At 69.5% G+C, this 19,922-nt stretch carries 9 protein-coding genes; all 9 read right to left on the reverse strand.

The genetic code is table 11. From position 1 onward, the window contains the following. Window positions 1-249 precede the first annotated feature (249 nt). Window positions 250-2,787 (reverse strand): malto-oligosyltrehalose synthase, encoded by a 2,538-nt coding sequence (gene treY / locus ABLE93_RS20460; RefSeq protein ID WP_348841679.1) that lies wholly within the window; start codon window positions 2,785-2,787, stop codon window positions 250-252. Beyond that, window positions 2,784-4,835, reverse strand: a complete 2,052-nt coding sequence (gene malQ / locus ABLE93_RS20465; RefSeq protein ID WP_348841680.1) for a 4-alpha-glucanotransferase — start codon at window positions 4,833-4,835, stop codon at window positions 2,784-2,786. The genes treY and malQ overlap by 4 nt, the downstream gene beginning before the upstream one ends. Continuing rightward, window positions 4,832-6,598, reverse strand: coding sequence for a malto-oligosyltrehalose trehalohydrolase (gene treZ / locus ABLE93_RS20470; RefSeq protein WP_348841681.1), 1,767 nt, complete (start codon window positions 6,596-6,598; stop codon window positions 4,832-4,834). The genes malQ and treZ overlap by 4 nt, the downstream gene beginning before the upstream one ends. Beyond that, window positions 6,595-8,697 carry a glycogen debranching protein GlgX gene (glgX, locus tag ABLE93_RS20475; RefSeq protein WP_348841682.1) on the reverse strand — a complete coding sequence of 701 codons (2,103 nt, stop codon included), beginning with the start codon at window positions 8,695-8,697 and terminating at the stop codon, window positions 6,595-6,597. The genes treZ and glgX overlap by 4 nt, the downstream gene beginning before the upstream one ends. Further along, on the reverse strand, window positions 8,684-10,888 hold the full coding sequence (gene glgB / locus ABLE93_RS20480; protein ID WP_348841683.1) for a 1,4-alpha-glucan branching protein GlgB: 2,205 nt from the start codon (window positions 10,886-10,888) through the stop codon (window positions 8,684-8,686). Before glgB ends, glgX begins: the two co-directional genes overlap by 14 nt. Beyond that, window positions 10,885-14,154: a maltose alpha-D-glucosyltransferase gene (gene treS / locus ABLE93_RS20485; protein WP_348841684.1), complete on the reverse strand. Its 3,270-nt coding sequence runs from the start codon at window positions 14,152-14,154 to the stop codon at window positions 10,885-10,887. The genes glgB and treS overlap by 4 nt, the downstream gene beginning before the upstream one ends. After that, entirely contained in the window at window positions 14,151-17,369 is a 3,219-nt protein-coding gene (locus tag ABLE93_RS20490; protein ID WP_348841685.1) for an alpha-1,4-glucan--maltose-1-phosphate maltosyltransferase, read from the reverse strand. The genes treS and ABLE93_RS20490 overlap by 4 nt, the downstream gene beginning before the upstream one ends. A gap of 106 nt (window positions 17,370-17,475) precedes the next feature. Continuing rightward, entirely contained in the window at window positions 17,476-18,654 is a 1,179-nt protein-coding gene (locus ABLE93_RS20495; protein ID WP_348841686.1) for an amidase, read from the reverse strand. Continuing rightward, on the reverse strand, window positions 18,651-19,889 hold the full coding sequence (locus ABLE93_RS20500) for an amidohydrolase family protein (protein ID WP_348841687.1): 1,239 nt from the start codon (window positions 19,887-19,889) through the stop codon (window positions 18,651-18,653). The genes ABLE93_RS20495 and ABLE93_RS20500 overlap by 4 nt, the downstream gene beginning before the upstream one ends. Window positions 19,890-19,922 lie beyond the last annotated feature (33 nt).

The following is a 19,922-nucleotide window of genomic DNA, read 5'->3' on the forward strand; positions in this document are numbered from 1 at the left end:
TCCCGCAGAGCGACTGGACAATAGCTGGCGGCTCCTGTGCCGTCGATACGCGAAGTTGCCGCCCGCGCCCCAATGCCGCGCTTCAATCCCCACGCGCGTTCCGGCGAGGGTGCAGCTTGGCTGGGTTTTGGGCGGTGCACCCGCGAAGGGGCAGTGGCGGTCCCCGGGAATAAAGCGTCAGCTTGGCGCGCTGGCTCTCCGTCGGGGAGTTGCGGCGAGCGGCTGGCGATGACGCTCGCGCCCGCCGGTTCAATCGACGGAGCCGGGCTTGATCCGCGTGCCAGCCAGCAGCATCAGCGGCCAGTCGCCCGCATGCTCGCCCACCGCCGGATGCGCCGGCACGCCGGCGCCGTCGCAGAGCAGGGCGCGCCAGGTGAAGCCGGGTGGCAGGTCGAGCCGAGCGCCGCCCCATCCAGCAGCCTGCGTGCCGCGGGCGTCGAAGGTGAGGCGCCGGGCGGCGACCGCCAGGGCACGGCTCGGGGTGGCGCGCATATAAGCGATCACCGTCTCGCCCTCGGCCCCGATCAGATCGAGGGGCGCGTAAGTGCCGGAGGCATACAGGTCCGGCGCCTCTGCACGATGCGACAGGAGCGCATGGATGAGGCACTGCTTGCGGCCATCCGCGTCGAGGGGGGCCGACGCCAGCGTGCCGGCGCGGGCAGCGAAGTCCACCGGGCGGCGATTGTCCGGGTCGACCAGCGAGAAGTCGCGGTATTCCGTGCCCTGGTAGATGTCCGGAACGCCGGGCGCCGTCAGCTTCAGCACGGTCTGCACCAGACCTTTCTCTTCCGCCGCGGGCTCGATCGTGGCGACGAAGGCGGCGATCTGCCGCCTCAGCCCCTCGCCTTCCGGCGCCAGCAGGATGGCGTCGGTCAGGGCGTGGGCGGCGGCTTCGTAGGCCTCGTTCGGCGCATCCCAGGAAGAGGCGAGCTTTGCCTCGCGCAGCGCCTTCGTCTGCCAGTCGGCGACGCGCTCGCGGAAAGCGGCAAGGTCGCTGCCCTCGGGTGGCCAGGCACCCACCAGGGTCTGGAGCAGCATGATGCGGTCGGCGGGCGAGACCTCGCTTGCTATGGGGTCGAGGCCGGCCAGCCAGCCGTCGAGATGGCGCAGCCACAGCTCCGGGCATTCGGAGAGGACACACAGGCGGGCCCGTACGTCCTCGCCGCGCTTGTGGTCGTGGGTGGCGCTGGCGAGCATGGCGGCGGGCCAGTTCCTCGCCCGCGCCGTGCAGCCCGCATGCCATTCCGCCACCGTGCCGCCACCGATGGCGGCATCGAAGCCCACGTCATTGCGCGAGAGCAGCGGCCCGAAGCGGTAGAAGGCCGTATCTTCCACCGACTTCGCGGCGACCGGCGAGGACAATTGCTCGAACTGCACGATGGCCCGCCGCCGCAGCGCGGCGTCCGGCGCATCGGCAGGCGGCCGGCCCAGCCAGTCGGCGATGCGCTCGAGATGGGGCGCGTCCCCCGGCAGGCCGGAGCGCCGCGCCGCCGTGATCGCCGCATCGAGCGCCTCCGCCCCCGGCGCATCGGCGCCCGCCGCATAGGTTCGGTAGCGCGGCATGTGGGCGAGGATCTCCACCAGGCAACGCCGCAGCGCCGCGCGTGGCCGGTCGCGGTCGGCAAGGCTGCGGGAGGCGAGGGCGGTGAGGTTGTCGGTGAGCGCTTCCAGCGGGGCGGTGAAGGCGCGCGCCAGCGTCTCCTTACGGGCGGCATGCTCCTCGGCCGCGAAATCCGCCGGGCGGCCGGTGCGCGCCGCCCAATCGTCGGCGAGGCGGGCGCGCCCGGCGGCGTCATGCAGCAGGCGGCTCGTGGCCTCCATGAAATCGTAGCCGGTGGTGCCGTCCACCGCCCAGGTGCTCTCCAGCGGTTCGCCCGAGGCAAGGATCTTCTCGACCACCAGCCACGCGCGCCCCCCGAGACCCGCCGGCCTCAGCTCGCGGCGCGCATCGAGCTCGGCGCGCAGGCGGCGGCAGTAGGCACCGGGGTCGGCGAGGCCGTCCACATGGTCCACCCTGAGGCCGTCCACGAGGCCCCGGGCGTAGAGCTCCAGCACCTTGGCGTGGGTGCGCTCGAACACGCCCGGGGCGTCGGCGCGCAGGGCGGCGAGCTCGGTGACGTCGAAGAAGCGGCGCCAGTTGATGGCGTCGGGCGCCGTCCGCCAGAAGGCGAGGCGATAGTGCTGGCGTTCCAGCAGCGCATGCAGCGCCGTCGGTGTGGCCGGAGCGGACGCGGGGTCCGCATCGAGGGCATCGGAATCCTGGGGGCGGAGCGGGAAAAGGTGGTGGAAGTAGCGCACGGCCCAGCCGGCCTCATCCTCCCGCACCAGCTTGAGGTCGCCGCCGGCGAGGATCTCGGCGTAAGGTCCGCCGAGGAAGGGCGCCAGCAGCTTGCCGCCGCCCGCGTCCCAGTCGATGTCGAACGTTGCGGCGAACGGGCTCGCCGGGCCCCGGCGCAGCACATCGAGCCACCAGCGGTTTTCGTCGCCACCGACGCCCATGTGGTTGGGCACGATGTCCACCACCATTCCGAGGCCGTGCGCCCGCAACTTCTCCACCAGCCGGCCCAGCCGGTCCTCGCCGCCCAGCTCCGGATTGACATGCTCGGGATCCACCACGTCGTAGCCATGGGTGGAGCCCCGCCGCGCCGTCAGGATGGGGGAGGCGTAGAGATGGCTGACACCGAGGTCGGCGAGATAGGGGACGATCGCGGCGGCATCATCGAAGGTGAAGCCCGCGTGAAGCTGGAGGCGGTAGGTGGCGCGGGGCGCTGACGGGGCGAAGGTCATGGCGCGCGGCTCCGGTTGAGGCAGGCGAGGCGGGCGACGACACGGGGGCGGGACATCAGGTCGGAGAGCGGCGCATCGGTGCGACGGCGCCAGTTGGGATGCTCGTTCCAGGTGCCGGGCAGGTTGGGCGCTTCCTCCTGGGCCAGGAGGTCCTCCAGCGGGATCAGGGCGAGCGCGCTCGATGTCGCTGCGACGAAGGCGATCGCCGCGTCGGCGGCGTCGTCCGGGCCCAGCGCGTCCTCCGCCGAAGGTGGCACGCCGCAGGCCAGAGCGGCGGAATTGAATGCGGCCCGCTCCGCCGCCCGCTGGGCTTCGGCCTTGGCCGGGACGGACGTCTGCGTGATGCGGGCGCGCCAGGCGAGGTCGTTGCCCCGCCACCAGCCGGCGGCGGTGGGCAAATCGTGGGTCGAGGTCATCGCCACCGCTGCGGGCGTCCACGCGCCCGGCGGGTGGAAAGCGCCCTCGCGGGTGCGTTCGAAGGGTAGCACCCGCATGCCCAGGACGCCCCGCGTCTCCATCGCTTCCCGCAGGCCTTCCGGCACGGTGCCGAGGTCTTCGCCGATGGCGATCGCTCCGTGCAGATGCGCTTCCAGCGCGAGGAGACGCAGCAGGTCCTCGAACGGATAGGCGAGATAGGCGCCGTCCGATGCCGGCCGCCCGTCCGGGACAAGCCACAGGCGCCGAAGGCCCAGCACATGGTCGATCCGTACCCCGCCCGCATGGCGGAGGGCAGCCCGCAGCGTGGCGATGAAAGGAGCGAAGCCGGTGGCCGAAAGTGCGGTGGGCGACGAGGCGGTCAGCCCCCAGTTCTGGCCGTCGCGGGCCAGCAGGTCCGGCGGCGCGCCCACGGTGAGCCCGGCGAGCAGGTCGCCGGGCCGGCTCCAGGCCTCGCTGCCGGACGGATCGAGGCCGACCGCAAGATCGGTGATGAGCCCGATGCCCATTCCCGCCGCCTCGGCCCGCGCCTGGGCCGAGGCGAGGCTCTCGGCGGCGAGCCACTGCAGGAAGAGGTGGAAGCGCACGTCGTCCCCATGCTCCTGCGCGAACGCGCGAACATCTGCGCTATCCGGGCTGCGCAGGCCCTGCGGCCAGCGGCGCCAGTCGCCGCCGAGGCCGGCTTCGAGGGCATGGGCATGGAGTGCCTCGAACAGGGCATGCCGGCCGAGATCGGCATCGCCCTGTGCGGCGAAGGCCGCGAAGGCGGCAGCGGGGCCCGGCCGGCTCTCCAGCCGCGCGAAGAGGCCGCGCAGCACCGCAAGCTTCAGCAGGCCTGCCCGCGGCCAGTCGATGAGGGGCAGGGCCTCCAGCGCCGCCGCCTCGGGGGAGCTGGCGGCGGCCACGTCCTCGGCTGAAAACACTGCGGCGGGATCGGCGAGAAATGGGTTGAGGGCGAGGCGGCTCGACGGCGCATAGGGGCCGTAGCGTTCGGGCGCGGCGGCGAACAAAGCGTGGAGCGGGCTCAGGGCCAGGGCGTGCGCGCCGCTTGCCGCCAGCCGCTCGGCGAGGTCCGCCACCGCACCGAGATCGCCGATGCCGCCGTCGCCTGCCCGTTGCAGGCCATAGACCTGGGCGATGGCGCCGAATGCCCGCGACGACCCCGTCAGCTCCTCCACCGAGGGCGCGCGGGACGGGGCGACGGCCAGACGCACGCTCTCGGCGCCGATGTGCAGCGGGTAATAGCCCGCCGTCTCCGGCGCCGTGAAGGCGGCGCCCTCGCGGTGAGGGCGCAAGCTGACGCGCTGGGCGCCGCCATCCTCGATCGCGGCCTCCATGGCAGGGGGGACGCCGGGTAGTATGACCTCGCCCCCGGCGTCACAGGTGATGAGGCGCGGCAGTTTGCGCGGCGCAGCGATCGCATCCAGCGCGGCAGCGATCTCGGCGGCACTCCCGCAGGGGTGACCCAACGCAATAAGGATGCGCCCCAGCGTCTCCTCCGGCACCTGCTGGGGCACGTCGAAGGCATCGACCCATTCGGGCGACAGACCGGCGGCGCGCGCGAGCGCCAGCAGGGGGCGGACGGCCGGGCGCGTGGCGTCGCGGAGGGTCATGGGGTCCCCGGCGGTTCGAGGAAGGCGAGGGTCGAGAAAGGCGGAATGGCGCCGTCCGCCAGCGTTCCGCTATAGGCGATGCAAAGGGTGGCCTGTGGCAGCGTGGCGGGGCACGGTGAGACACCGAGGTTCGCGGCGAGGGTGAGCACAGCACCATCGCCCATGCGCCAGCGCGCGATCACCGCCGTGGCTGGGGCCGCATCGGTGCCGAGCGCATGGGCGCCGAGGCTCGATGCCCCGTCGAGGCGGGGCACGATCTCGGCGTGCCGCACGGCGAGGAGGCGGGCGACGAAGCGGCGCCAGTCGTCGGCATCCTCCGGGGGCTGCGGGATGGAGGCGGCGAAGGTCTCGCGCGCATTGGGATCGGGAATGGCGGCGCGAAGCTCCGCGTCCGCAAAAGCGGCAAACCGGCTGAACTCGGCGCGCCGTCCCTCGCGAACGAGATCGGCCAGCTCGGGCCCGTGATCGGTGAAGAACAGGAAGGGCGTGCGCGCGCCCATCTCCTCGCCCATGAACAGCATGGGGATCTGCGGCGCGAGCAGGACCAGCGCCAGCGCCGCCCGAACGCCCTGGGGGGGCGCGAGGGCGAGGAGGCGCTCACCCATGGCGCGATTGCCAATCTGGTCGTGGTTCTGAACGAAGGCGACGAAGGCGGTAGGGGGCAGGTGGCCGCTGGGGGTGCCGCGGGGGTGGCCGAGATTGGGCGCTTCTTCGCCCTGATAGGCGAATCCCTCGGCGAGGCATCGGGCCAGTCGCTCGGCGGGAGCGTCGGCGAAGTCGCCGTAATAGGCCTCGGCCTCGCCGGTCAGCAGCACATGCAGGCAATGGTGGATGTCATCGTTCCACTGCGCATCGAAGGGCGCGGGTAGCACGGCGGCATCGTTGCGCTCGTTCTCCAGCACCAGATGCACCCGCCGGCCCAGCGGAAGGGCGACGCGGATGGCTTCGCCCAGCCGGGCGAGGGCGTCGTCGGGCAGGATGGCGTGGACGGCATCGAGCCGCAGGCCGTCGAAGCGGAACTCCTCCAGCCAGTAGAGCGCATTGTCGAGGAAGAAGCCGAACACCTCCTCCCGCTCGAACGCGATGGACGGCCCCCACGGCGTGGACCGCTCCGCCGCGAAGAAGGCGGGGGCATAGGCGCCGAGATAATTTCCGTCCGGCCCGAAGTGATTATAGACCACGTCCAGCATCATCATGATGCCGAGCTCATGGGCGCGGTCCACCAGGGCCTTGAGATCATCGCTCGTGCCGTAGGCGCTGGCCGGCGCATAGGGCAGGACCCCGTCGTAGCCCCAGTTGCGTGCGCCGGGGAACGCCGCAATGGGCATCAGCTCCACAGCGGTGATGCCGAGTTCCGCCCAGCCCGCGAGGCAATCGGCGACGCCGGAAAAGCCGCCGAGCGCCCCGGCATGGACTTCCAGGATCACCGCTTCTTGCCACGGGCGGCCGCGCCAGTCCTCTGTGCGCCACGGGCGCGGGGGCCCCGGCAGGAGGCTGAAGCCGTGCACGCCGTCCTGTTGCGCCCGTGCGGCGGGGTCGGGCACGGCAGTGCCATCGGGCAGGCGGAAGCGATAGGCGGTGCCCGGCGCGCAGTCGAGCTCGATGGCGAACCAGCCATCGCCTTGCGCCTGCATCGGGTGGTGGGTGCCATCCGCCAGTTCCAGATCAAGGCGGTCGCAGCCGGGCGCCCAGAGGCTGAAGCGAGTTGCTCCAGCCTTGCCCGGCCGCGGCCCGAAACGCGGGCGGACCACTCCGGAGGTCATGAAGCGGCTCCGACCACCCGGCCGCGCAGCAGGACCATGGAGCGGGGGGCGAGGGTCACGGTCTCCCCCTCCACCAGCTGCTCGGGCGCGCCGGGATCGGCGCTATCCAGCATCAGAATGACCGGGAGCGGGGGCGGGATGCGGAAATCGCGCGGCGCGTCCGTGGCATTCAGCATCAGCGTCATCACGCTGGCGGTGCCGTCATTGCCGCAGGCGGCACGGCGCAGGGTGAGCAGATGCGCATCCCCCTTGTTCCAGTCGTCGGAGGAGAGGGGGCCGGCATTCTCGTCGAACCAGGAGATGTCGCGGATGCCCGGCGCGGGCTCGGCATCGCCATAGAGGAAGGAGCGGCAGCGCAGGATGGGATGGTCGTGCCGGGCCTTGGCGAGCTGGGCCACGAAGCTCGCCAGCATCTCGCCCTCTGCCGTCTCCAGCAGCGACCAGTCCACCCAGGAGATCTCGTTGTCCTGGCAATAGGCGTTGTTGTTGCCCTTCTGCGTACGGCCGAATTCGTCGCCGGCGAGCAGCATGGGCGTGCCGTGGGAAAGGAAGACGGTGGCGAGCATAGCGCGCTGGAGCCGCGAGCGCTGGTCGCGGATGGACGCCTCTTCGCTCTCGCCTTCGGCGCCCCAATTGGCGGAATAGTTTTCCGAGTGGCCGTCGCGATTGTCCTCGCCATTGGCTTCGTTATGGCGCTCGGCGTAGGCCACCACGTCCTTGAGGGTGAAGCCGTCGTGGGAGGACGCGTAGTTCACAGAGGCCCAGGGCCGGCGGGCACGGCGATCGAAGATGTCGCCCGAGCCGGAGAGCCGTGCGGCAAGGTCTGCCCGCTGGCCCCCGTCGCCGCGCCAGTAGCGCCGCACGGTGTCGCGGAAGCGGTCGTTCCATTCGGCAAAGCCGGGCGGGTGGTGGCCGAGCTGGTAGCCGCCGGGGCCGATGTCCCACGGCTCGGAGATCAGCTTGACGCGGGAGAGCACGGGATCCTGCCGCAGGGCATCGAAGAAGCCGGAGCCGGGGTCGAAGCCATGGTCTTCCCGCCCGAGGGTGACGCCGAGGTCGAAGCGGAAACCGTCGATGTGATACTGCGTCACCCAGTAGCGCAGGGAATCCATCACCATCTGCAGCACGCGCGGATGCGACAGGTTGAGCGTGTTGCCGGTACCGGTGTCGTTCACGCAATAGCGGGGGTCATCGCGCACGAGGCGATAATAGGAGCGGTTGTCGAGGCCACGGAAGTTGAAGGTGGGCCCGAGTTCGCTGCCCTCGGCGGTGTGGTTGTAGACCACGTCGAGGATGACCTCGATTCCCGCGGCGTGGAGGCGGCGCACCGCCACCTTGAATTCGTTGCGATCACCGGAGGAGAGATAGCGCGGCTCCGGCGCGAAGAAGCCGAGGGTGTTGTAGCCCCAGTAGTTCCTGAGGCCCTTGGAGACCAGATGGCGGTCCTGCACGAAGGCATGCACCGGGAGGAGCTCCAGTGCGGTCACGCCGATGCGCTGGAGATGCTCGATGAAGGCGGGATGGGCGAGGGCAGCAAACGTGCCGCGCTGGTGGGGCAGCACGTCCTCCCGCAGCATGGAAATGCCGCGCACGTGCGCTTCGTAAATCACCGTGTCGGACCACGGCACCTGTGGCGGGCGGTCGTCGCCCCAGGTGAAGCTGTCGTCCACCAGCACCGCCTTGGGCATTGCGATGGCGCTGTCCCGGCGATCGAAGGAAAGGTCGGCGCGGCCCGATGCGACGCGGTAGCCGAACAGCGCATCGGACCATTGCACCTGCCCGGCGATCTGGCGCGCATAGGGGTCAAGCAGCAGCTTGTTGGGATTGAAGCGGTGGCCGTTTTCCGGCTCGTAGGGGCCGTAGGCGCGGAAGCCGTAAATGAGGCCGAGGTGCGCGTTGGGCAGATAGCCGTGCCACACCTCGTCGGTGCATTCGGGGAGCGTCATGGTCGCGATCTCGCGCCGGCCCGATGGGTCGAACACGCAGAGATCGATCCGCTCGGCATAAGCGGAAAACACCGCGAAATTGGCGCCTAGCCCGTCCCAGGTCGCCCCCAGCGGATAGGGATGGCCGGCTTCGAGACGCTCAGGCTTCGCCATCTGGGGCTCCTTCGGGGACGAACAGCAGCGTGGAGAGCGGCGGCAGGGAGAGGGCGAGGGCATGCGCCTCGCCGTGACTCGGCGTCTCGCGGGTAAAAGCGCCCCCGAGATTGCCGAGCCCCGACCCGCCGTAGAGCGTGGCATCCGAATTGAGCACTTCGCGCCAGAAGCCGGGCACGGGCACGCCGATGCGATAGTCGTGGCGCGGCACGGGCGTGAGGTTCACCACCGCCAGCACCGGCGGCGCGCCCTCGGCCAGGCGCAGGAAGGCGAGGACGGAATTCTCCCGGTCGTCGCCCACGAGCCAGCGGAAGCCCTCGGGCCGGTCGTCGAGCGCGTGCAGGGCGGGCAGCGCGGCGTAGAGGCGGTTGAGGTCCCGCACCAGAGTCTGCACGCCGCGGTGGCCCTCGTCCTCCAGCAGGAACCAGTCGATCTCCCGGTCGTGGTTCCATTCACGCACCTGGGCGATCTCGCCGCCCATGAACAGCAGCTTCTTGCCGGGGTGGGCCCACATGAAGCCGAGATAGGCGCGCAGGTTGGCCCGCTTCTGCCAGAAGTCGCCGGGCATTTTGCCGATGAGCGAGCCTTTGCCGTGAACGACCTCGTCATGGGAGAGGGGCAGGACGAAGCGCTCGGTGAAGGCATAGACCAGACCGAAGGTGAGCCCGTCGTGGTGGTGCCGGCGGTGGATGGGATCGCGCTCCATGTAGTGCAGCGTGTCGTGCATCCACCCCATGTTCCATTTGTAGCTGAAGCCCAGCCCGCCCTCGCCGATGGGGCGCGTCACGCCGGGCCAGGCGGTGGATTCCTCTGCGAGGGTGATGGCGCCGGGGCAGCGCTCCTCCACCACGGCGTTGAGGTGGCGCAGGAAGTCCACCGCCTCCAGATTTTCCCGACCGCCGAAGCGATTGGGAATCCACTGGCCGGCGGCGCGGCTGTAGTCGCGGTAGAGCATGGACGCCACCGCATCCACGCGCAGTCCGTCGACATGAAAATGCTCCAGCCAGTGCAGTGCCGAGGCGATGAGGAAGCCCGCGACTTCCCGCCGGCCGAAATTGTAGATCAGCGTGTTCCAGTCCTGGTGGAAGCCCTCCCGCGGATCCTCGTGCTCGTAGAGGGCGGTGCCATCGAAACGGGCAAGGCCATGGGCGTCCGAGGGGAAATGCGCCGGGACGAAGTCGATGATGACGCCGATGCCCGCAGCGTGGCACGCCTCCACGAACAGTGCGAAATCCTCCGGCTCGCCGAAGCGGCGCGATGGGGCGAACAGGCCGAGGGGCTGATAACCCCAGGAGCCCGAGAACGGATGCTCCGCCACCGGCAGCAGCTCCACGTGGGTGAAGCCGAGGTCCTTCACATAGGGCACCAGCCGTTCCGCCAGCTGCGTCCAGTTCAAAGGATCGCCGGTGGCGCGGTCGCGCAGCCAGGAGCCGGCATGCACCTCGTAGATGCTGATGGGGGCGGATGGCGCGTTGCGTCCGGCCCGCGCCGCCATGAAGGCGCCGTCGCGCCACTCATGGCGCGCGGGGTGCGGCACGATGGAGGCGGTGCCCGGCGGCAGCTCGGTGGAGCGGGCCACCGGATCGGCCTTCTGCGCCAGCACGGTGCCATCGGGGCCGATGATCTCGTATTTGTAGCGCGCGCCGGACTTGAGGCGCGGAATGAACAGCTCGAACACGCCGCTCGCGCCGCGCCGCCGCATGGCATGGCGCCGGCCGTCCCAGACGTTGAAATCCCCTACCACGCTCACCCGGCGGGCGTTGGGCGCCCACACGGCGAAGCGCACGCCCTCCACTCCCTCCAGCACCGCAGGGGAGGAGCCGAGCGCATGCGCCAGCTCGAAGTGGCGGCCCTCGGCGATGAGGTGCAGATCCAGGTCGCCCAGCACAAGGCCGAAGGCATAGGTGTCCTCGGTTTCCTGCACCCCGCCCGGCCAGTCGATGGCAAGCCGATAGCTGCCGGCGAAGGGGAGGGGGGCTGTGAAGAGCCCGTTCACCGCTCCGGCTTCGAGCACGACGGGCGCGCCGCCATCGGCGGGGACGGCCTTCACGCCCCGTGCGCCCGGCATGAACACACGCACGAAGCGATCTGCCCCCGTGCCATGAGGGCCGAGGACGGCGAACGGATCCTCAAGCCGGCCGTGGGCCAGAGCGTCGAGAACGTGCGGATCGAGCGGGGGAACGCCGCTCATGCCGACTTGTCCGCAGGCAGATCTCGCACCAGACGGGCGAGGCTTCCGAGGGCGATACCCAGCCAGTCGGGCCGATTGTCCATCTCGTAAAGCACTTCGTAGGCCGCCTTCTCCAACAGGAACAGGCGCAGCAGGGTCGCGTCCCGCGATTTCTCGGCCTTTCCATGGGCACTGCCCGCCCCCTCGGCATAGGCCGATAGCAAGGCCTTCGGAACCTGGGCCTCGAAGGCCTCCGCGAGGCGGGCGAAGCTCTCGTCACCCGCCGCCTGCGCCGGCAGGCGCCGGGCCCGCACCGCATAATCCAGCGAGCGCAGGATGCCGGCCACGTCGCGCCATCCGCTGTCCTTGGCCCGCCGCGCCTCAACCGGGAGGGAAGGCTCGCCCTCGAAGTCGATGATGACCGCGTCACCCTGGGCCACCAGCACCTGACCGAGGTGGAAATCGCCATGCACGCGGTGCAGCGGCGCGCCCGCGCCGGCATCGATCAGTCGCTCCACTTCGGCGAGGATCCCCTTGCGTCGGTCGAGAATGACCCGCGCCCGCGCGGTGTCCTCGTCGCTCAGTCCGGTCCGGGCATCGAGCCTCGCGATCGCCTCGCCCATCCGGGCGCCGATGCGGCTGCGCCAGGCTTCCAGATCCTTCGCTTCCGCCGTGCGCGGCGCGAAGGCGGGATCAGGGCTATCGGCGTTCAGCGCCCGGTGCATCTCGCCGAGGCGCAGGCCGAGCTTGGCTGCAAAGCCCAAATAGGGCTGAAGCACCTCCTCCAGATGCCGGCCCTGGTGGCCGAGTTCGTCGGCCGCGCGTTGGAGGAAAGAGTGGGTGAAGGTCCAGGCGTCGCCCTCGCCCGGAACATAGGCCTGGAGCACCGCCAGCACCTGCGGCGTGCCGTCGGTCGGCTCGTGGACGATCTCGCCGAGGAGCGGCGCCGTGTTGCGGAAGCCCCGTTCGGTGAGCACGCGGCTCATCTCCGCCTCGGGATGGATGCCGGGCGTGATGCGGCGGAAGAGCTTCAGGATCGCAGCGTTGCCATAGATGAGGGAGGAGTTCGACTGCTCCGCCCCGAGGAAGCGCACCTCCGCGTCGGCGGGCATGGTGATGGTGGAAAACGCGTCGGTCTGCAGAAAGCGGATGCGGCCGCGGGAGCTCGCGATCTCGCCGTTCTCGGAGATGAGCCCCATCACGTCGGATGCGAATTCCGGCAAGGCGAAGGCGTCGGTGAGATAGCCGGTGCGCCGGCCGCGGCGGACGCGGGCGAGCGCCAGCTGCTGCGGCAGGGACTGGCTTGCCTCGTCGTCCCACGAGATGCCCACCGGGATCTGGTAGAGATCGGTGCCGCCGGGGCGCCGCGCCTCCACCAGCACGAAGGCGCGCTCACGCTTCTTGCCGACACGGGCGGTCATGGCGATGGCGGTGGCGCCGAGCTTCTCGTCCTTGCCTGCGAACCAGCGCCGCTTCGGCAGATAAGCGGGCAGCACGTCGGTTTCGAAGCTCTTGCGGTGCGCCGCGGTGATCATCTCCTCGGGCGCGCCCTTGAGCACGAAGGTGAGATATTCGGGCATGGGTTCGGGTGCCGGGGTGTGCCACACCGGCGACTGGGCGTCGCTCGCCAGCATGAACCAGTAGAAGCCATAGGGCGGCAGCGTCAGCATGTAGGTCAGCTGGCCGATAGGCGGGAAGGGGGAGGAGCCGAGCAGCTCCAGCGGAATGCGCCCGGCGAATTCCGAGAGGTCGAGCTCCACCGCCTGGGGCGAACGCGAGAGGTTGGCGACACACAGCAAGGTTTCGCCCGCATGCTCGCGCAGATAGGCGAAGACCTTGCGGTTCTTCGGGTAGAGAAAGCGCAGCGTGCCGCGACCGAAGGCGGGATGGGCGCGCCGAACGGCCAGAAGCCGCCGCGTCCAGTTGAGCAGCGAATGGGTGTCGCGGCTCTGCGCCTCCACGTTGATCGCCTGGAAGCCGTAGAGCGGATCCTGGATGGCCGGCAGGACGAGGCCGGCGGGATCGGCCTTGGAGAAACCACCGTTGCGATCCGGCGACCATTGCATGGGCGTGCGCACGCCGTCGCGATCGCCCAGGAAGATGTTGTCTCCCATGCCGATCTCGTCGCCGTAATACATCACGGGCGTGCCGGGCATGGAGAACAGCAGCGACTTCATCAGCTCCACCCGACGGCGGTCGCGCTCCAGCAGCGGCGCGAGGCGGCGGCGGATGCCGAGATTGATGCGGGCACGCCGGTCCGAGGCGTAGAAATTCCAGAGGTAGTCTCGCTCGCTGTCGGTCACCATCTCCAGCGTCAGCTCGTCGTGATTGCGCAGGAAGATGGCCCACTGGCAGTTGGCCGGAATATCCGGTGTCTGGCGCATGATGTCGGTGATGGGGAAGCGGTCTTCCTGCGCGATCGCCATGTACATGCGGGGCATGAGCGGGAAGTGGAATGCCATGTGGCATTCGTCGCCCTCGCCGAAATACTGCTGCGTGTCCTCCGGCCACATGTTGGCTTCGGCGAGCAGCATGCGGCCGGGGAAGGCGGCGTCGAGCTCGGTGCGGATCTGCTTGAGGATGGCGTGGGTCTCGGGCAGGTTCTCGTTGGAGGTGCCCTCGCGCTCGACGAGATAGGGCACCGCGTCGAGCCTCAGCCCGTCCACGCCCAGCTCCAGCCAGAAGCGCATCACCTTCAGCACCGCCTTCAGCACGGCGGGATTGTCGAAGTTGAGGTCGGGCTGGTGCGAATAGAAGCGATGCCAGAAATAGGCGCCGGCCTCGGCATCATAGGTCCAGTTGGATTTCTCCGTGTCCAGGAAGATGATGCGCGTGCCCGAATAGGCCTGGTCGTTGTCCGACCAGACATAGAAATTGCGGTGGGCGGAGCCGGGCTTCGCCTTGCGGGCGCGCTGGAACCAGGGATGCTGGTCCGAGGTGTGGTTGATGACCAGCTCGGTGATGATGCGGATGCCGCGGGCATGCGCCTCGCGCACGAATCGCTTCACGTCCGCCATGTTGCCGTAGTCGGGATGGACGCCCTTGTATTCGGCGATGTCGTAACCGTCGTCGCGCCGCGGCGAGGGATAGAAGGGCAGAAGCCAGATGGTGTTGACGCCGAGGCTCGCGATATAGTCGAGCTTGCTGATAAGGCCAGGGAAGTCGCCGACACCATCGTCATTGGCGTCGAAGAACGACTTCACATGCAGCTGGTAGATGATGGCGTCCTTGTACCAGAGAGCATCGGACGTCGCGACGGTAGCTGCGGGGTGGGCGTGCATGTTCATGACGCGGCTCCGGCCGGGCGGATACGGAAGATGGCGTAGGGCAGCTCGCTGGGATCGAGGTGGATGGCCTGCATCTTTCCGGTCCAGGTGAAACGGCGGTCGCGCACCAGGTCCACCACCTCCACCGTGCCCTGGTCTGGCAGGCCGAACTCCCACAAGGGCACCTCGATCGCGGCAGACTGCGCGCGCTCGGGGTCCAGACTGACCGCCACGAGAACCATCTCGCTCTCTTCCGGCAGCCGCTTGCCGAAATAGAGGATGTGGTCGTTGTAGGCGGTGTAGAAGCTGACGTTGAGGTGGGTCTGCAAAGCGGGATGGGCGCGCCGAATGAAATTGAGCTTTGTGATCTCGGGGATAATGTTACCGGCCGCGAAGTAGTTCCGCGGCTTGATCTCGTATTTCTCGCTGTCGACATATTCTTCCTTGCCGGGCACCGGCTCCGCCTCGCACAGCTCGAAGCCGGAATAGACACCCCAAAGCCCGGAAAGGGTTGCGGCGAGGGCCGCGCGGATGAGGAAGCCGGGCCGGCCGGAGCGCTGGAGGAAATAGGGGTTGATGTCCGGCGTGTTGACGAAGAAATGCGGGCGGTAGATGTCGCGCGCCGGAAGGCGGTTCAGCTCTTCCAGATAGTCGCGCAGCTCCCCCTTCTCGTTCCGCCAGGTGAAATAGGTGTAGGACTGGGAGAAGCCGATCTTGCCGAGGCGGTACATTACCTTGGGCCGCGTGAACGCCTCGGCGAGGAAGATCACGCCCGGATCGCGCGAGCGGATATCGGCGATCAGCCACTCCCAGAAGGGGAAGGGCTTGGTGTGGGGATTGTCCACGCGGAAGATGCGTACGCCCTCGCGCACCCAGCCCTCCACCACGTCGCGCAGCGCCAGCCAGAGTCCGGGAACGGCGCCCTTGGCGTAGAAGTCGACGTTGACGATGTCCTCGTAGGTCTTGGGCGGGTTTTCCGCATAGCGGATGGTGCCGTCGGGCCGCCACTGGAACCAGTCTGGATGCTGCTTCAGCCAGGGATGGTCGGGCGAGCACTGGATGGCGAAATCCAGCGCGATCTCCAGCCCATGGGCCTTCGCCGCCGCAACCAGGGCGCGGAAATCCTCCAGCGTGCCGAGCTCGGGGTGGATGGCCTCGTGGCCGCCATCGGCCGAGCCGATGGCGTAGGGACTGCCGGGGTCGTCCGGTCCCGCCGTCAGCGAATTGTTGCGCCCCTTGCGATGGGTCGCGCCGATGGGATGGATCGGCGGGAAATAGAGAACGTCGAAGCCCATGTCGCGGATCGCCGGCAGGCGGCCGATGACGTCCCGCAGGGTCCCATGGCGGGCGGAATCGTCCGTGATCGAGCGGGGGAAGAGCTCGTACCAGCTGGCAAAGCGTGCGCCTTCGCGGTCGGCCTCCACCGGGAAGACCTGCTCCGCGCCGGTGGCGAAGCCGCGAGGGGTGGCCTCCGCCATCGCGGACGCAAGGGGTGGGGAAAGCAAAACCTCCGTCTGAGAGGCATCGGGCCCCTTGAGGCGGCGCAGATGATCGCGGATGACGGCGCGCGCACCTTTTGGCGCCCCTTCCACGACGCTCTCCAGCAGGGCGCGACCCTCCGCCAGCTCGACGCCGAGGGGTCGGCCGGCATCGCGCTTGCGGCCCAGATCGCGGCGGAAGGTCCCGAACTGGTCCCACCAGGCCTCGATGACGAACTCGTGCCGTCCCACCCGTTTCAGTGGGAAGGAGGCCTGCCAGCGGTCGTTGACCGTGGGTGTCATGGGAACGCGGGACCACGTCTTCTCGTCCGCCGCGCGGAAGCGGAGCTCGGCCGCGAGTTTCTCGTGACCGTCGGAGAAGATGTCGGCTTCCACCGTCACCACGTCACCCACGCAGCGCTTCACCGCGAAGCGGCCGCCGTCCACGCTCGGCGTCACCGCTTCAATGGCAACGCGCGGACGGGCGCCATAAGGCACCTCGCTGGCACGGGGCAGGACGACCGGCTTCGCCGGGGCAAGGTCGATGCTCGCGGCGCCGCCGGGCGGCAGGGCGTCGGCCACCGGTAGGCGCGGCGCGAGAGCAAGGCGCGCGGCGGCCTCCGCAGCCGGCAGGGGGGCGGTGTTCTCTGCATCGGGATTGAAGGCAAGGAGGCGCTCGCCCGCGGCGCCCTTTGCGAGGATCAGGGTCGTCGCGGCACCGGGGCCGGAGAGCTGTCGGAGGTTTTCAAGGTCGCCGGGCAGGCTGTTAAGGGCGACGATCTCGGCGAAAAGATCAAGCCGCGCCGCCTCTCGTTCCCGGCGGAAGTCTTCCGGCGTCTGCCTTGCATCCATGAAGGGGGTGCGGCGGCCAAACTCGAAGCCCATGGGCATCAGCCAGCCGTCCGACACCATGGCCGCGATGGCCGCGGCGCGGCGATGGCGGGCCTCCTCATCGCTGCCGGCCGGCGTCGTGGATCGCGGACCGAACGGGTCCTCCGGAAAGGCCATCAGCCGCGCGTGGGGGCGCAGCGCCTGATACTCCTCCACCAGCCACGGAGCGCGCGCATCCCACCAAGCGGCGGAGGACGTGACGAAATCGAACGCGCCGGCGCGGGCGCGAACCTCGTCCCGGCTGCGACCCGGCATCCACCCGATGGTGGCGAGGCCGAGGCCATCCAGCACGGCGTGCCAGGCCTCGGCCGGGAGCGCGGCGGCGTCGTGGCAGCGCAGGCCGGCGACGCCTGCGCCACGCCATGTCTCGAGGGTGCTGCGCCAGAAGGCAAGAAAGGCGTCCTGCTCGCCAGCGTCCGGCCGCGCGCGCCAGCGTCCCGTATGCGGCTGACGCCGGGGGTCGATCCCGGTCGGGGGCGGCGCCTGCCAGGCATCGGGCATGGCGGCAGTGAGCGTGCCGTCGCCAGCCTCCGTGACGACGAGATCCATGTGGAAGCTGAGGCCGGCTGCCTCGCAGGCGCGAGCCAACTGCTCCAGTCCCGCTTGCGCGCTGCCTTCAACCCCGGTCGCCGACGCGAACCGGTCGAGGGAGAGGGTGCCGAACCAGCTTCCCTCGTCCACCGGAAACGGCCAGCCGAGAAGCACGCCGTCGAAGCCCATGTCGACGATGCGGGGCGCTTCCTCCGCGATCAGTGCCGCGAGAGGTGCTGGAACGAAGTAGAGACGGGGCCGCAGCGCGTCGCGCCGCGCGGTCGCGGGACGCCGTCCGACGATCGCCTGCGCGTCGTCCATCGCCTGCCTGTGCACAGTGGCGCTCCCCGTCGTTGCCGATTACCACAGACAAGTTTCGGGGCGCGGGGGCAGTTCCGCACTTTCAGCCGCGATGCAGCATGAATCGCGGGTATGGTTGCGCTCAAGCTGAAATGTGACAGGCCGCGGCGAGCAGGGCGGTGTCGGCGCCCCGGCCGCCGACCAGCGATATGCCCAGGGGGAGACCGTCCTGATTGGCGAGGGGCATGGAAACCTGGGGCAGACCGGCGAGGCCGGCGATGCACAGGAGGTTCATGGCGAGGTGGCGATAGACCACCTCCACCTCGGCCGTGGCCGCGCCCCGCGGCGGAGCGACGCGGGGGGTGGACGGGAGCACCATCAAGGTGCCTGGCGGCAGCGCCACTTGAAGCCGCGCACGGATTTCGGCCCGGTGGGCGGTGGCCCGGGCGACGGCTTCGGGATCGACCTCTTTCGCGGCGGCGAAGCGCTCGCGCACACCGGGGCCGAACGTCGGCTGCGTCGCCTCGATCCATTCCCCCACGGACGACCAGATCTCGGCCGCCTGGATTGTGCGGAAGGTGGCGGACCAGGTGTCGAGACCATCCGGAGCGAGGGCGATCTCCTCCGCCGGCCCGAGAATCTTCTCCACCTGCGCCAGCGCCGGCTGGAGCGCGGTGCGCACCTCGGGAGCGAGCATTTGGAAGGCTTCGCGGGGCATCACCAGCCGGGTGACCGGGGCAGGGGAAGCTTCGTCCTCAAGCAGCACCCGGCCCACCTTCTCCAGCAGAGCGGCGTCACGGGCGAACCAGCCGACGCAGTCGAAGCTCGGGGCGAAGGGGCAGACGCCCTCCAGCGCGATGCGCCCGTGCGTCGGGCGCATTCCATATATACCGCAATAGCTTGCCGGCACCCGCACCGATCCGCCGCAGTCGGAGCCGAGGGCGAAGTCCACTGCCCCCGCCGCCGTCGCGGAGGCCGAGCCGCTGGAGGAGCCCCCGGGCACGCGGTCCGGCGCGGCGGGGTTGAGCGGGGTGCCGTAGTGGAAATTCTCGCCGGTGAGGGAATAGGCCAGCTCGTCGGAAATCGTGCGTCCATAAAGGCTTGCGCCGGCCGCGAGCACCCGTGCCACGGCAAGCGAGGAGCGGGGAGCCGGGGCGTGGGTGGCCCGCCATGCCGGATGGCCGTTGCCGGTGATGCAGCCCTCCACGTCCAGCACGTCCTTGGCGGCGAAGGTCAGGCCGGCGAGGGGGCCTTCGGCGGCGCCCGGAAGGGTGATGGAATCGTCCGGGCAGAAGGCGCCAAGTTCCTGATAATCGGTCATTCTTCGCATCCGCAGCCGGGGAAGTGGAGGCGCGCCCGCTCACGGGTGAGCGTCCGCCGGCCGCGCTTGAAGGCGGCGAGGACGGGGGAGAGCTCGGCGACGGCGGCGCGCGGGGTGGCATTGTCGATGATGACGAAATCGGCGCTGTTGCCGACCTCGATCCCATAATCCTTCAGATTCATGAGCTTGGCCGGACGTTCGGTGACCATGTTGAAGCATTCGTCCATGTCGGCGGCCGAGCCCACGTGGCAGATGTTGGCATTCAGGTTCGCCATCCGCAGCTGGGAGCAATCTCCGAACGGCGTGAAGGGGTTAAGCACGTTGTTGGTGGACAGGGAACAGTTCACCCCCTGCTTCAGGAACAGATGGGCGGGGGTGACGCCGCGGGTTTTCGCGTGGTCGCGGTCGCGGCCCATGAGGAACAGGTCGGTGGACGGCAGCACGGTCAGCGCCACTCCGGCATCGCGCATGCGCGACGCGGTTTCCTGCATCTTTTCAAAGGGTACGTGCGACAGCTTGGTGGCGTGGCCCACCGCCGTGCGGCCGCCCCAGCCGTGGCGGGTGGCGAGTTCGCAGACGTAGTCCACGTCGAGGACGGAGGTGTCGGTGCCGAAATCGAGATGCATGTCGATGTCGGCGTCGAAGGTGCGGGCCATCTCGAACACCCGGTCGATCTGTCCGTGCGGATCGGTGTCCGTATAGGGGGCTGCACCCACGGTTTTCGCCCCCGATTCGAGGGCTTTCACCATGAGTTCGTCGGTGCCGGGGTTGTTGAGCAGTCCCTCCTGCGGAAAAACGCAGATTTCGATGTCGATGGCCCAGCGATAATCCTCGACCACCTGGAGCACCCCCTCCAGACCGCGCAGGCCGATTCCGGGGTCGACCTCCAGGTGGGTGCGCATGTGGGTGGTGCCCTGGGCGATGGCCTTCTCCACGGTGCGGCTGGCGCGGGCGTAGACGTCGTCCGGGGTGAAGCCGGCCTTGGCCTTGGCGACCTCGGCGATGGCCTCCTCCAGATCGCCGCGGCGGGAGGAGCAGCGGTCGAGGATGCAGGACTTGTCGAGATGGATGTGGGTCTCCACGAAGCCGGGGGAGACGAGGCAGCCGCCCGCGTCCACCACCTTGCCTTCGGCCGCAAGGTCCTGTTCGATGGCGGTGATGCGGCCGCCGGTGACGCCGATGTCGACGGGCGTTTGCGAGCCGGCCAGGCGGGCATTCTTGACGATGAGGTCCATGGGGCGATCCGGGCAGGAGGATGAGCGAGGGAT

This window comes from Xanthobacter pollutisoli (genome assembly GCF_040044995.1).
Lineage (GTDB): Bacteria > Pseudomonadota > Alphaproteobacteria > Rhizobiales > Xanthobacteraceae > Xanthobacter.